This is a genomic window from Paractinoplanes atraurantiacus (genome assembly GCF_900215205.1).
In the GTDB taxonomy this organism is placed as follows: domain Bacteria; phylum Actinomycetota; class Actinomycetes; order Mycobacteriales; family Micromonosporaceae; genus Actinoplanes; species Actinoplanes atraurantiacus.
On the sequence record NZ_OBDY01000026.1, the window covers coordinates 101,487 to 114,148 of the forward strand.

Consider the following 12,662-nt stretch of genomic DNA (forward strand, 5'->3'; position numbering starts at 1 on the left):
CGAGATGTTTCCGTAAGTTGTTGACAAGCGGTCGCCGACGGGCCACGCTTCCGCAAAGACGCACTTCGATGTCCGCGGGGCTGTTCCCCGGCAGCCCCCTCACGAGGAGGACGCACTCCCCATGACCGCAGATCGCCCCCGCCGCAGCCGGGTCCGGCTTCTCGCCGGCGCCGCCTGCGCCTTGGCCATGACCGTGGCCGGCGTGATGGTCGCCGGCACCGCGCACGCCGAGGCCGACCGGACCGTCAGCTCCAACACCACCGGCACGCACAACGGCTACTACTTCTCGTTCTGGAAGGACAGCGGCAACGCCAGCATGACGTTGCGCGCCGACGGCCGGTACAGCAGCAGCTGGGACCGCAGCACCAACAACTGGGTCGGCGGCAAGGGCTGGGCCACCGGCAGCCGCCGGACGGTCACGTACTCGGGCAGCTACAACCCGGGTAACAACAACACCTACCTGGCGCTGTACGGATGGACGCGCAACCCGCTCATCGAGTACTACGTCGTGGAGAACTACGGCAGCTACAACCCCAGCACCGGCGCCCAGCGGCTCGGCTCGGTCACCACCGACGGCGGCACGTACGACATCCTGCGCACCCAGCGGGTCAACCAGCCCTCGATCGACGGCACCGCCACGTTCTACCAGTACTGGAGCGTGCGCACGTCGAAGCGCAGCTCCGGCACTATCACCACGGCCAACCACTTCGACGCGTGGGCCCGCGCCGGCCTGAACCTCGGCAGCAACTTCGCGTACCAGATCATGGCGACCGAGGGTTACCAGAGCCAGGGCAGCTCCGACATCACCGTCCGCGAGGGCACCGGCGGTGGCACCAACCCCACCACCCCGCCTCCCGGCGGCGGCGGCAACTGCACCGCCACGCTGTCGGCCGGCCAGCAGTTCGGCGACCGCTTCAACCTCAACGTCGCGGTCAGCAACGCCACCAACTGGACCGTCCAGCTCAACCTCAACGGCGGCCAGAGCATCCAGAACAGCTGGAACGCCGCGGTCAGCGGCTCCTCCGGCACCGTGACGGCCACCCCGAACGGCAACGGCAACAACTTCGGCGTGACCATCATGGCCAACGGCAACTGGACCTGGCCCACGGTCACCTGCCGCACGAGCTGAGCCACTGTCATGCTGGGGGCGTGACCACGGAGCTCGATCGCTGGGAACGCCGGGAGATCACGGCCTTCACCGTCCTCCCGTACGCCCTCCTGGCGATCAGCCTCCTGCTCACGCTCCTGGCGAGGCCCGAGCACCTTCCAGCGGTGCTCGGGCTTGCGGCGTCCGCCGCGCTCTGGCTGCTCCGCCCCGGAAAAGGCCTGCACTACACGGTTCTGATGGCGCTCACCGCCGCTTTGGTGGCGCTCGCGCCCTTCTTCGGCCTGTTCGCCTTCATCGGCTACCCGCAAGCGTTCCTCTACCTGAGCGGCCGCGGGCGCTACGCCGGCGTCGCCGCCACGGCAACCATCTCGGCCGTCGCCTACCTGGGCGGCTGGGCCGGCATCGAGGCGGGCGCCTGGTGGGAGTGGCTCACCGTGAGCGTGCTCAGCGTCGTACTCGCAAGCGCCTTCTTCTTTTTCGCCGACCTGACCCACCAGCGCAACGACAGACTGAAGGAGGCGCTGCAGGAGAACGCCGATCTGCACGCCCAGCTACTGATTCACGCCCGCGCGGCCGGGGTCCTCGACGAGCGGCAGCGCATGGCCGGCGAGATCCACGACACGCTCGCGCAGGGCCTGGCCGGCATCATCACCCAGCTCCAGGCGGCCGAGCACACCATGGACCGCCGGCACATGACGACCGCGATCACCTTGGCCCGCGAAAGCCTCGCCGAGGCCCGCCGAACGGTCCACGCGGTCGAGCCGTCGCTGCTGGCCGAGGCTCAGCTCCCCGGCGCCGTCGAGGAGCTGGCCCACCGCTGGTCGCAGACCAACGAGATCGCGGCCACCGTGACGACGACCGGCGACGCCCGCCCGATGCACCCCGACGTCGAGGTCGCGCTCCTGCGCACCGCCCAGGAGGCCCTCACCAACGTCGCCAAACACGCGCGAGCCACCGAGGTCACCCTGACCCTGTCCTACATGGAAGACCTGGTGACATTGGATGTACGCGATGACGGCTCCGGCTTCGACCCCACGGCCAACCGCTCACCCGGCACCCGTCACGGCGGCTTCGGCCTGACCGCCATGCGCCACCGCCTCCAGCGCCTGACCGGCCACCTGACCATCGAGTCCGAGCCCGGCGCCGGCACAGCCCTCTCCGCCACCGTCCCGGCCATCCCACCACAGCCAACGGCATGAGACCGAGGCCAAGGCCGGAATCGAACCGGAGTGCCCGAAGGATCCGCTTTGCAGGCGGACGGCTCCACCAGGAACCACACCGAGGCCGTGAACGTGCGGGAGGCGGGATTCGAACCCGCTCAGCAATGCACCCGCTTTACAGGCGGGCCCGACTCTCCAGCGTCGGCGCTCCCACTAGGTGACCGGCGGGATTCGAACCCGCGTACTCCGGCTCCACAAACCGGCGCGCCTGCCTCTGCGCTACGGCCACAGTCGGGATGGGGAGACTCGAACTCCCGGCTTCCGGTTCCCAAGACCGGCGCCCTACCACCTGGGCCACATCCCGTTTCGTGTCCTCGGCGCGATTCGAACGCGCACTGGCGACGCCCTCGACGTCGTGCCTCTGCCTTTGGGCTACGAGGACAAGTTGGTTTTTGTTTCGTAGACCCGACCGGGATCGAACCGGCGTCTCCGCCTTGAGAGGGCGACGAGCGTTCCGCTGCTCCACGGGTCCATGCAAAAAGAAAAGCCGCCTTCCCCAGCAAGCGGGAGGCGGCCTTGGAAGCCGGGCGTTAGATGACGCCTCCCGATGATGCGAGCCGGCCGAACTGCTCCTCGAGGACCGATGCGCAGTCAGCCACCGCCGGCAGCTGATGCTGCGGCTCGGGGGCGAAATAACAGCGGATCATCGGGGGCGCTCCTCAGGAGGTCATTCGGTGTTGATGACTAAGGTAGGGACCCCGCCCGGGACCGGCAACGTATTTACCAGGGTTTCGCCCCGGCGGCTGGGGGAACGGAAACGGCTCGTGGAGAGCGGACAACTGATCACCGGCCGGTACCGGCTTCGCGAGCAGCTCGGGCGCGGCGGCATGGCCGTCGTGTGGCGGGCCGACGACGAGGTGCTGGGCCGCGAGGTGGCGGTGAAGGTGCTGGCGCCCGCGCTGGCCGGCGATCCCGACCTGCGGCAGCGGATCCGGGACGAGGCGCGGGCCGCGGCCCGGCTGCGTCATGTGAACGTGGTGGCCGTCTACGACTACGGCGAGTTCGCCGACGCCGGCCACACCCTGTCGTACGTGGTGATGGAGCTTGTGGACGGCCGGACCCTGGCCGACATGCTCACCGGCGGCGGGCTCCCCTGGAAGGTCGCCGTGCTGGTCGGCGCCCAGGTGGCGGCCGCTCTGGCGGCGGCGCACGCCGACGGCATCGTGCACCGCGACGTGAAGCCGGCGAACATCATGGTCACCAGCAGTGGCGTGAAGCTGGTCGACTTCGGCATCTCGGCCGCGGTGGGCGTGCTCGACGGGCAGGACGGGCAGGTGCTGGGCACCCCCGCCTATCTGGCGCCGGAGCGCATCGCGGGTGGCCCGGTCCGGCCCGCGACCGATGTCTACGCTCTCGGTCTGGTGCTTCACCTGGCCCTGGCCGGGCGGATGCCCTGGGACGCCTCGACCGTCACTCAGATGGTGCGGGCGCATGTGTACGCGACACCGGCCCCGCTGCCGCGGATCGCCGGCCTGCCGCCCGCGGTGTCCCGGCTGGTGGCGCGCTGTTTGACGAAGAACCCGGCCGACCGGCCCAGCTCGATCGAGGTCTCGGAGGTGCTGGGCGAGCTCGCCGGCCTGCCGCCGGCGGCCCTGCTGCGCAGCGCGGCCGGCCCCACGTTGTCGCTGCCGTCGGCGGCAGCCCGGAAGCCTCCGTCGGCGCCCGCCCGGAAGCTGCTGTCAGCGCCCGCTTGGTTGCTATCGCCGGCGCCCGCCCAGAAGACGGCGGCTCAAAAGACAGCGGCCCAAAACGCAGCCGCCCAAAACACAGCGGCCCAAAACACAGCCGCACATAAGACAGCCGCCCGCCGGCCCGCCCGGAAGCTGCTCGTCGCGGCCGGTGTGGCCGCCGGGATGCTGACCGCGGGCGGCGCCTGGTGGGTGGACAGCCGTCCGGCCCCGCCGGCCCAGGCCGCCGCGGCCCCGGCCGGGTCACCCGCGACCAGCGCGACCAAGCAGCCTGCCACCAGCGCGGCCAAGCGGCCTGCCACCACCGCCGCCAAGGCGCCCGCGACCACTCAGGCGGCCGCACCGTCGGCGGCCCGGGCCAACGTCCGTACGATCGCTCTCACCAAGCGTCCCGCCCCGCCGAAAGCCGAACCGAAGGGCAAGGCGAAGGCGCCGAAGGCGAAACCGAAAGCGCCGAAGAAGCCGGCCAAACCCAAGCCGGGCAAGAAATAGCCGTTTGAGGTCTGCCCCGCAAGGTACTTGCACGAGCATGGAATATCGCACGCTCGGGCGCAGCGGATGCGCCGTGTCCTCGCTCTGCCTGGGGACCATGACGTTCGGCAACGAATCCGACGAGAAGGTGTCGCACGCGCAGCTCGACCGGTTCGCCGAGGTGGGCGGCACGTTCGTGGACACCGCCGACGTCTATTCGGCCGGTGAGTCGGAACGGATCATCGGGCGTTGGCTGGCTTCGCGGCCGGCCGACGTCACCGAGGCCGTCGTGCTCGCCACCAAGGGCCGCTTCCCGATGGCGGACGACCCCAACGGCGCCGGCCTGTCCGCGCGCCATCTGACCCGCGCGCTCGACGCCTCGCTGACCCGGCTCGGTGTCGAGGCCGTCGACCTCTACCAGGCCCATTCGTGGGATCCGCTCACCCCGCTCGACGAGACGCTCCGGACCCTGGACGGTTTCGTGCGGGCCGGGAAGATCCGCTACTACGGCTTCTCCAACTTCACCGGCTGGCAGCTCACCAAGGCCGTGGCGCTGGCCCGCGAGCTCGGGCTGATCGGCCCCGTGAGCTTGCAGCCCCAGTACAACCTGCTGGTTCGCGAGATCGAGTACGAGGTCGTCCCGGCTTCCCTGGACGCCGGCCTCGGGCTGCTGCCGTGGAGCCCGCTCGGCGGCGGCTGGCTGACCGGTAAGTACCAGCGTGACCAGCGGCCCACCGGCGCCACCCGGCTCGGTGACAACCCGGAGCGGGGCATGGAGGCGTACGACCGCCGCAATGTCGCCCGCACCTGGGACGTGGTCGAGGCCGTGCAGCGTGTGGCCGAGTCTCGCGGCGTGTCGATGGCCGAGGTGGCGCTGGCCTGGGTGACCGACCGGCCGGCCGTGACGTCGACCATCCTGGGCGCGCGCACCCTCGAGCAGCTCGAGGACAACCTGCGCGCGGCCGGCCTGCACCTGACCGAACAGGAGACGCGGGCGCTGGACGAGGCGAGCGATCCGCGGCCGAACGACTACCCATACGGCCCGCTCGGCATCAACCAGCGGAGCAGGACTTTCTAGCTAATTATTGAGAAGCTTCGATCGCCGGGTTACCGTTCGGGAGCGCTCCCAAACTCCCCGGAAGGAAGCCTCGTGCGTATCCCCCGATCGACCCTCGCCGCCACGGCGGTCGCGTGCGCCACCGCCGCGGCCGCCGTCGCTTTCGGCCCCGGCACCGCCGCCGCGGGCACGCTGTCCGGCACCCTCTACCGCGATCCGGCCACCGCCGTCGCCCGCTGGGTCGCCGCCAACCCCAACGATTCGCGTACGGCGCTGATCAGCTCCCGCATCGCCAGCCAGCCCGCTTCGCGCTGGCTGTCCAACTTCAACGTGGGCACCGTCCAGTCCGAGGTCTCGGGCTATGTCGGCGCGGCGGCGGCCGCCGGTCAGGTCCCGGCTCTGACCTTGTACGGGATTCCGAACCGCGACTGCGGCGGCGCCAGCGCCGGCGGCGCCCCCGACCTGAACCAGTACCAGGCCTGGGTCAACAACATCGCGGCCGGCCTGGCCGGCCGGACCACGTTGATCCTGCTCGAGCCCGACTCGATCGCGCTGCAGACCTGCCTCAGCGCCAACGAGATCAACGCCCGTAACCAGGCGCTGGCCACGGCGACCCGCACCCTCAAGGCGGCCGGCGCCAAGGTCTACCTGGACGGCGGCCACTCGGCCTGGAACCCGGCCGGAGAGGCGGCCAACCGCCTGGCCAACGCGGGTGTGTCGAGCGCCGACGGTTTCTACACCAACGTCTCGAACTTCCAGTCCACCGCGAACGAGACCGCGTTCGGCCGATCGGTCATCAGCGCCCTGTCCAGCCGCGGCATCTCCGGAAAACGCCAGGTCATCGACACCAGCCGCAACGGCGGCGCCGCCGGTGACTGGTGCGGCGACGACAACACCGACCGCCGGATCGGCCGCTACCCCACCCTCGACACCGGCGACGCGAACATCGACGCCTTCCTGTGGGTGAAGCCCCCGGGCGAGGCCGACGGCTGCCGCTACGCCGCGGGATCGTTCCAGCCCGATCTGGCCGCCAGCCTGGCCACCGGCGCGCCGCTCCCGCCGACCACCACCCCACCGACCACCCCGCCCACGACTCCCCCGACCACGCCACCCACCACGCCACCGACCACCCCGCCGAACACGCCTCAGCCGGGCGGCGCCTGCGGCGCGGCCTACGTGACGACGAGCACCTGGCAGGGCGGATTCCAGGGCAAGGTCACCGTGCAGGCCGGCAGCACCGCGATCACCAGCTGGTCGGTCTCGTGGACCTTGGCCTCCGGCCAGTCGATCACCCAGGTCTGGAGCGGAAACCTTTCGGTGTCCGGTTCGACAGCCACCGTCCGCAACGCCGCGTACAACGGCTCCCTGGCCCCGGGCGCCACCACCGAGTTCGGCTTCATAGCCTCCGGCTCCGCCACCACACCGTCGCTCACCTGCACGGCCTAGAGACACCGCACACCCCGGCTGACAAGGCCGGGGTGTGCGCTCCTCACGAAGGCCAGAAGCTCAGGAGCGGGCGGTCGCCGTGACCACCACGTTGTCGCGGTAGTGGCGGGTCTTCGGGTCGAACGGGCCGCCGCAGGTGATCAGGGTGAGCCGCGGCGCGCCGTCGCGGGCGAAATACTTCGTCAGCGGGATGGCGGTCTTGCGGTAGCGCTCGCGGGCCACGACCTCGAACGTACGATCCTTGCCATCGGCGCCGGTCAGCGTGACCAGATCGCCCGCGTCGAGGTCGCCGAGCCGGAAGAAGGCCCCCTTTCCTTCGGCCGCGCTGTCCACGTGCCCGGCGACCACGATGGAGCCCGCCTTCGCGGAGAAGCCGGGCCCGTAGCGGTACCAGCCCACCCGGTCCACGCTGGGCGGGACGGCGAAGTCACCGGTCGCCACGTCGATCCCGACGGCGTCCACGGCCGCGTCCAGATCAAGAGCATCGATCCGCAGCCGGTTCGGCGCATCGGCGGCGGCAGCGGCGGGCAGAGCACCGTCCGCGATGGGCACCCGGGGCGCCGCCGGCGTGGTGATGGCGGGGGTGGAAGCCGGTGCAGCCGCCACGGTCGGGGAGCCGAAGTCGGCCGCCGGCTGCGAGCGGCACGCGGCCACGCCCGCGGTGACCGCCAGCGTCACGCCGGCCGCGGTCAACAGGAGGGCACGCCGGGGCATGCCCTCCTGGTGCGAGACGCTCATCGGCGGGCGGTGACCAGCCGGGTCAGGCCGGCGACGGCCAGCAGGATGCCCACGGCGCCGATCCCGTACCAGGGCAGCGACCCGTTCCCGTCGGCCTGTCCGCCGTCACCGCTGGGCACGCCGCCCGGCGCCGAGTGCAGGCCGGTGATCGACTGCGACACGATGTCGAGCGTCTTGTCCTCGGCCGACCCCACGGCGTACACAATCGTCGCCGTTCCTTCCTTCAGGTCCAGATCGGCCGGTCCGAGTACGCGGGTCTGCGTGCCCGCCAGCACCACATCCGCCGAAACCGTGCCGGCGTCGACGTCCGCCTTGCCCTCCTTGCCGTTCGTCACGTCCTCGAAGACCGGCTGCCCGCCGGCCCGGACGTCAACCGCCGGCGCCGCCGCGGTGTGCCGCACGATCAGGCGGGCCTTGCCCGCCGCCAGCTTGCTGGTGTCGTTGACGAACGGCGTCAGCGTCGGCTTGCCGTCCGCCGTCAGGTGCGCGACCAGGCTGATGTTCGCTCCGCCGGGCACCTCCGCGTCGTCCACCTTCAGCAGGGCACTGCCGATGGCCTCGCCCGGCTTGGTCAGCGCGATGTCGTACTGGCCCTCGGGCAGGCTCAACGGCCCCGCGACCTTGCCCGGCTGGAAGTCCGGGATGGTCTTCTCCCCGTTGACGTAGACGTCCACCGCCTGTCCCGGGATGCCGTGCACCACCGACACCTGCGAGTTCGCCTTCGCATAGGCCGGCGACGCCCCCAGCACGCCGAGGCCGAGCAGGGTGACCGCGCCGATCGTGACCGCGCGGCGAAGAGGCAGCATGCGCATCGGGATCTCCTCCAGGTGATCGTCATTGATGTCGTACGCCCTGTCCTTCGCCCCCGGCCCCACGGGTGGATGCACTCCGTACGATGACCGCAAGATTTTTTCGGCCTTGATGCAACCTCGGGCGCCGGCCGTCTCCTCTAGGTCTCGACGAGAGGAGACCGGCCGGTGGATGCCGAGTCAGAAGAGCAATTCCGAGATTTCGTACGGGCCCGGTTCCAGCCCCTGCGGACGCTCGCCTACGTCACCTGTGGTGACTGGCAGGCGGCCGAGGACGCGGTGTCCGGCGCGCTGTCGCGGCTCTATCTGAAGTGGGACAAGGTCGCCTCCCCGGACGCGTACGCCCGCAAGGCCGTCATTCGCGCGGCCATCGGTGAGAAGCGACGGCCCTGGCGCCGCGAGCACACCGTGGGCGAGGCGTTTCCCGATGTGGCGACCCGTGACTCGTCCGGCGACGTCGACGAGCGGCTGCGCATGCGCGACGCGCTGCGCCAGGTGCCGCCCCGGCAGCGGGCCGCCCTGGTGCTGCGGTTCCTCGAGGGCCTGAGCCTGGAGGAGACGGCCGAGGTGCTCGGTTGCGCGCCGGGCACCGTCAAGAGCCAGACGAGCCGGGGGCTGGACACGCTGCGCGCCGTTCTGCAGGCCGAGATCACCGAGAAAGGAGCGGACGATGTCGTATCGCATCGAGGACGTGCTTGAGTCGGTCCAGGAGGGCGCGCCGCCGCCGCGGACCAGCGCCGCCGACATCATCGCGGGCGCGCGGCGGATCCGCTCCCGCCGCCGGTGGGCGGCCGTGGCCGGTGCCGGTGGTGCCGCCGCCGTGACGGTCGCGCTGGTCGCCGGCCTCACGGGCGCCGCGCCCCAGGCCGCGCCGCCCGACGCCCCGGCGGCCGCCACCACGCCGTCGCGCGCCGTGGCCGTCAAGACCTTCACCCAGCCCACCGGGCTGGCCTTCACCATCGGCGAGACGCGCGTAGGCAAGTGGACGATCGGGCCGGCCGGCGCCGCGACCTACGGCTACCAGCAGATCCCGGTCCACCGCGACGGCAAGACGATCGAGACGGACGGCGTCGCCTACCCGTACCCGGACGCGATGCTCACCTTCTACCGGCCGGGCGTGTACGACATCAAGGATTTCGGCGTCGCCGCCTGGTCGAACGAGAAATACGGCCCGGCCCGGAACGTCACCATCGCCGGCCGCCCCGGAATCGAACGGATGTACACCTATTCGCTGCCGGACCTCGCCGACTTGCGCGCCAAGATGAAAGCGAACCCGGGCCTGCGCCTCAACGACCCGAGCATCAAGACACAGACATTCGTCCGTACGGCTTTCGCCTGGAAGTTCGACGGAAGCTCGTGGGCCACTTTCCTTCCGGGCGCGGGCCGGGAACCGCTGAGCCGCGCCGAATCCCTGGCGATCGTGGAAGCGGTTCGGCCCCATTCCGCCGTGCCGGCCACAATCCCGTACACCTTCGGCTGGCTTCCGGCCGGCTGGAAGGTGATCGGCGCCGAGCAGAGCCCGACCGACATGCCGTCCCAGGTGCTGCTCGACCAGCGGATCCCGCCCGGAGAGCAACTGGCCGAGAAATGGGATGCCCTTTCCACCGGTGGCCGGCTGACGATCTGGCGCGGCAAGCCGAAGACCGCCAATGCCCCGCGCGGCGGCGAGAGCATGAAATGCGTCGACATCAACGGCTATTGCACACTGGTCATCGACGGGACCCATTTCGCCGAGTTCGAGAGGCTCGGCAAACGTCTCTCCATGGACGACGTCCGCCGCATCCTGCGCGGTCTGACCTTCACCAGCGTCGCCGATCAGAGCCGCTGGAAGCCAGTCTCCTAAAAAATCATGTGGCCTATTTCACGGCTGTCAATAAACGGAGAGTAGTCGTACGAATACAACTTGTTTCTGAAACTCCGATGGAACCGTGGAAATGGGACATCGGCGGATGTGCCAACTACTCGCGGTGATTCAGCGGCCGTTCGCAGCGGGTGTAGCAAGGTGGTGCCGACCGCACCGGCCGGCTCCCGACGATCCGGTTCACGCCGAGCCCTGCCCGGGCCGATCGCCGAGACCACGAGCACACCGAGACACCGCGAAGGCATTCGGGGCAGGGACGGGGGAACCACCATCGGCCCGCGGCACCTCGGCGGGCCTTGGGGTGAAGCCGCCCCGGCGGCCGGGCAATCCTTCCCGCCCGAACCCGACAGCTAACCTCGCAGGCGTGCCGGAAGGATGTCCTTACCGTGCACGAAAACAGCTCGGGCCGGCGCCTCGTAACCGCCGGCGCCGGCACTATCGCCCTGTCCTTGAGCCTGTTCGCCGGGCAACTGGTCGCCACCTCGGGTGCCGCCGCGAGCACCTCGATCCCCGCGGCCTCGGTCGCGGCGGCGGCCAAGAAGCAGGTCTCGATCCGCACCACGTACACCCCCCGCACGCTGAAGATCGGCGGGTCGGTGAAGATCACGGTGACGTACCGGAACCCCGCCAACGGCGCCGCGGTCACCTCCGGCACGGTGCGGCTCCAGGCCCTCCGCAACGGCAAGTGGTCCACCTGGGCCGCGCGGAACCTGAACAAGAAGGGGACAGCCACCTTCACCGCCAAGCCGAGGGTGACGGGCTATTTCCGCACCGTCTACACCGGCAACGCCGTCTTCGCCGGTCGTGTCGGCGGGGCCACCAGGATCACCGTGGTCGCGCCGTCGTCCAGCCGGGCCGCGAAGGTCCTGGCCGAGGCGAGAAAGCACGTCGGCAAGCTTTACCTGTACGGCGCGGCCGGCCCCAACCGGTTCGACTGCTCCGGCTACACGATGTACGTCTACCGCAAGTCGATCGGCGTGAAGCTGCCCCACAAGGCCGATTCGCAGCAGCGCTACGGCCGGGCGGTCAGCAAGGGCGCCAAGAAGCCCGGCGACCTGCTGATCACCCGCAGCGGAGGCTACGGCTACCACGCCGCCATCTACGCCGGAAACGGCTACATGTACGACTCACCCCACAGCGGCGCCCGCATCAGCAAGCGCAAGATCTTCAGCCAGAACTACGTCGTACGCCGCCTCGCCTGACAGCTGAAGGGGATGGGCGCCGAGACGAACTCGGCGCCCTTCCCCGAAGGACCCTCCGTGGCAGTCACCCAGCTGACGGGCGGCGCGCTGATCGTCGAGCAGTACAGCCAACTCGGCACCGACGAGGAGATCCTCGAGACGCTGTCGCAGGGCACCGACGTCGCCACCGTGTACCACTCCGAGAACAACGACGAGCTGTTCATCTGGTCGAAGGACGGTGAAATCCGCGCTTCCTTCGACTTCAGGCACGCGTCCTGGCGCGAAGGCAGCGATCCGGATTACGTTCTCGACGAGGAGGCTTCCGGCCGGGCCTTCGATCTCGCGGAGCACGTCACCGGCATCCGCCTGACCGAAGCGGTGCTCACCACATCCAACTTCTCGATCGTACGGGTTCCAGCGTTGGCGTGATCTTGCTCGTCTCGACGAGGCATGGGATGCGGTCACCGCCTGACGATCACCCGGCGCGGGTGAGGTCGGAGCCCGGGTACGACGCGGCCGCGCCGAACGGCTACCAGGTGCGGCGACTGCTGACCGACCACTTCCTGGTCTGCACCCGCGCCCCGTTCCCGGATCCGGAGCAGGGCAAGGACTACCTGCGTACCGTCAAGCTCTATCCGCTGGCCGAGGCCGGCGATCCGCCGCCGAACGACTTCACCGATACCTCCGGCCGGCAGTTGATCGCCAACCCGTGCGAGGTCGACGGCACCTTCGGCGTCTGGGAGGCCCTGAAGCGGGCGCTCGACCTCGATCCGCTCCTGTACGACCTCGACACCCGCTCCGAGATCAACACCGAGCAGTTCAAGCCGGTGCTCACCTCGCTGCGCGACGACCTGACCCCGAACGAGAACGGCGACATCGTCCTCGATTTCGGACCTTCACGCCCGGCACAAGCCGGCGTGCCGTGGTTGCGGACCGATCCCGGCGCTCAGTGGTTCGCCTACTTCCGCGTCTACGGCCCGGCCGAGGCGGCCTTCGACGGCTCCTGGAAGCCCTCCGACTTCCACAAGACGGACTGACCGCCGTAACACCCGGGCAATCAATCCTATAAAACCGGTAGGTATT

At 70.0% G+C, this 12,662-nt stretch carries 12 protein-coding genes, 4 tRNA genes and 1 riboswitch; of the genes, 10 read left to right on the forward strand and 6 right to left on the reverse strand.

Annotated features, from left to right (window positions below):
- Nucleotides 1-121 precede the first annotated feature (121 nt).
- A complete protein-coding gene (locus CRP55_RS39295) occupies nt 122-1,129 on the forward strand; it encodes a glycoside hydrolase family 11 protein (protein WP_097327072.1) in 1,008 nt (335 codons plus the stop codon).
- A 20-nt stretch (nt 1,130-1,149) separates the two neighbouring features.
- Entirely contained in the window at nt 1,150-2,307 is a 1,158-nt protein-coding gene (locus tag CRP55_RS39300) for a sensor histidine kinase (protein WP_097327073.1), read from the forward strand.
- Between the two features lie 94 nt (nt 2,308-2,401).
- On the opposite strand, the gene CRP55_RS39305 is transcribed toward CRP55_RS39300, so the two are convergent.
- From CRP55_RS39305 to CRP55_RS39320, 4 genes are all read right to left on the reverse strand, one after another.
- A tRNA-Tyr gene (locus CRP55_RS39305) sits at nt 2,402-2,482 on the reverse strand.
- Nucleotides 2,483-2,484: 2 nt separating this feature from the next.
- Nucleotides 2,485-2,557: transfer RNA gene (locus tag CRP55_RS39310), tRNA-His, on the reverse strand.
- Nucleotides 2,558-2,559: 2 nt separating this feature from the next.
- Nucleotides 2,560-2,632: transfer RNA gene (locus CRP55_RS39315), tRNA-Pro, on the reverse strand.
- Between the two features lie 96 nt (nt 2,633-2,728).
- Nucleotides 2,729-2,800, reverse strand: a tRNA-Glu gene (locus CRP55_RS39320).
- 292 nt (nt 2,801-3,092) lie between these two features.
- Between CRP55_RS39320 and CRP55_RS39325 the strand changes: the two genes are divergently transcribed.
- The 3 genes from CRP55_RS39325 to CRP55_RS39335 all read left to right on the forward strand — a co-directional run bounded on the left by CRP55_RS39325 (nt 3,093) and on the right by CRP55_RS39335 (nt 6,990).
- Nucleotides 3,093-4,508 (forward strand): serine/threonine-protein kinase, encoded by a 1,416-nt coding sequence (locus CRP55_RS39325; protein WP_179855522.1) that lies wholly within the window; start codon nt 3,093-3,095, stop codon nt 4,506-4,508.
- Between the two features lie 37 nt (nt 4,509-4,545).
- A complete protein-coding gene (locus CRP55_RS39330; protein ID WP_097327075.1) occupies nt 4,546-5,565 on the forward strand; it encodes an aldo/keto reductase in 1,020 nt (339 codons plus the stop codon).
- Between the two features lie 78 nt (nt 5,566-5,643).
- The gene (locus CRP55_RS39335; RefSeq protein WP_179855529.1) at nt 5,644-6,990 is read left to right on the forward strand and encodes a glycoside hydrolase family 6 protein; all 1,347 of its coding nucleotides are present in this window, start codon (nt 5,644-5,646) and stop codon (nt 6,988-6,990) included.
- A 60-nt stretch (nt 6,991-7,050) separates the two neighbouring features.
- On the opposite strand, the gene CRP55_RS39340 is transcribed toward CRP55_RS39335, so the two are convergent.
- Both CRP55_RS39340 and CRP55_RS39345 read right to left on the reverse strand, forming a co-directional pair.
- Complete coding sequence (locus tag CRP55_RS39340; protein ID WP_097327077.1) at nt 7,051-7,728, reverse strand: class F sortase; 678 nt, start codon at nt 7,726-7,728, stop codon at nt 7,051-7,053.
- Nucleotides 7,725-8,540: a DUF4397 domain-containing protein gene (locus tag CRP55_RS39345; protein WP_097327132.1), complete on the reverse strand. Its 816-nt coding sequence runs from the start codon at nt 8,538-8,540 to the stop codon at nt 7,725-7,727. Before CRP55_RS39345 ends, CRP55_RS39340 begins: the two co-directional genes overlap by 4 nt.
- Nucleotides 8,541-8,705: 165 nt before the next feature.
- Here CRP55_RS39345 and CRP55_RS39350 point away from each other — a divergent pair, with 165 nt between their 5' ends.
- From CRP55_RS39350 to CRP55_RS39370, 5 genes are all read left to right on the forward strand, one after another.
- Entirely contained in the window at nt 8,706-9,236 is a 531-nt protein-coding gene (locus tag CRP55_RS39350; RefSeq protein ID WP_097327078.1) for a SigE family RNA polymerase sigma factor, read from the forward strand.
- The gene (locus CRP55_RS39355) at nt 9,208-10,380 is read left to right on the forward strand and encodes a hypothetical protein (protein WP_097327079.1); all 1,173 of its coding nucleotides are present in this window, start codon (nt 9,208-9,210) and stop codon (nt 10,378-10,380) included. Before CRP55_RS39350 ends, CRP55_RS39355 begins: the two co-directional genes overlap by 29 nt.
- Before the next feature lie 242 nt (nt 10,381-10,622).
- Nucleotides 10,623-10,777, forward strand: a riboswitch (cyclic di-AMP (ydaO/yuaA leader).
- A 7-nt stretch (nt 10,778-10,784) separates the two neighbouring features.
- Nucleotides 10,785-11,600, forward strand: coding sequence for a C40 family peptidase (locus CRP55_RS39360; protein WP_097327080.1), 816 nt, complete (start codon nt 10,785-10,787; stop codon nt 11,598-11,600).
- A gap of 57 nt (nt 11,601-11,657) precedes the next feature.
- Nucleotides 11,658-12,008 (forward strand): DUF6461 domain-containing protein, encoded by a 351-nt coding sequence (locus tag CRP55_RS39365; protein ID WP_143235237.1) that lies wholly within the window; start codon nt 11,658-11,660, stop codon nt 12,006-12,008.
- A gap of 59 nt (nt 12,009-12,067) precedes the next feature.
- Nucleotides 12,068-12,616, forward strand: coding sequence for a DUF1214 domain-containing protein (locus CRP55_RS39370; protein ID WP_218854821.1), 549 nt, complete (start codon nt 12,068-12,070; stop codon nt 12,614-12,616).
- The last annotated feature ends 46 nt before the right edge of the window (nt 12,617-12,662 follow it).

Bases quoted from the DNA above. Each gene is read 5' to 3' on its own strand.
- CRP55_RS39295 (WP_097327072.1), top strand. From the start codon at position 122: ATGACCGCAGATCGCCCCCGCCGCAGCCGGGTCCGGCTTCTCGCCGGC.
- CRP55_RS39330 (WP_097327075.1), top strand. From the start codon at position 4,546: ATGGAATATCGCACGCTCGGGCGCAGCGGATGCGCCGTGTCCTCGCTC.
- CRP55_RS39340 (WP_097327077.1), bottom strand. From the start codon at position 7,728: ATGAGCGTCTCGCACCAGGAGGGCATGCCCCGGCGTGCCCTCCTGTTG.
- CRP55_RS39345 (WP_097327132.1), bottom strand. From the start codon at position 8,540: ATGCGCATGCTGCCTCTTCGCCGCGCGGTCACGATCGGCGCGGTCACC.
- CRP55_RS39355 (WP_097327079.1), top strand. From the start codon at position 9,208: ATGTCGTATCGCATCGAGGACGTGCTTGAGTCGGTCCAGGAGGGCGCG.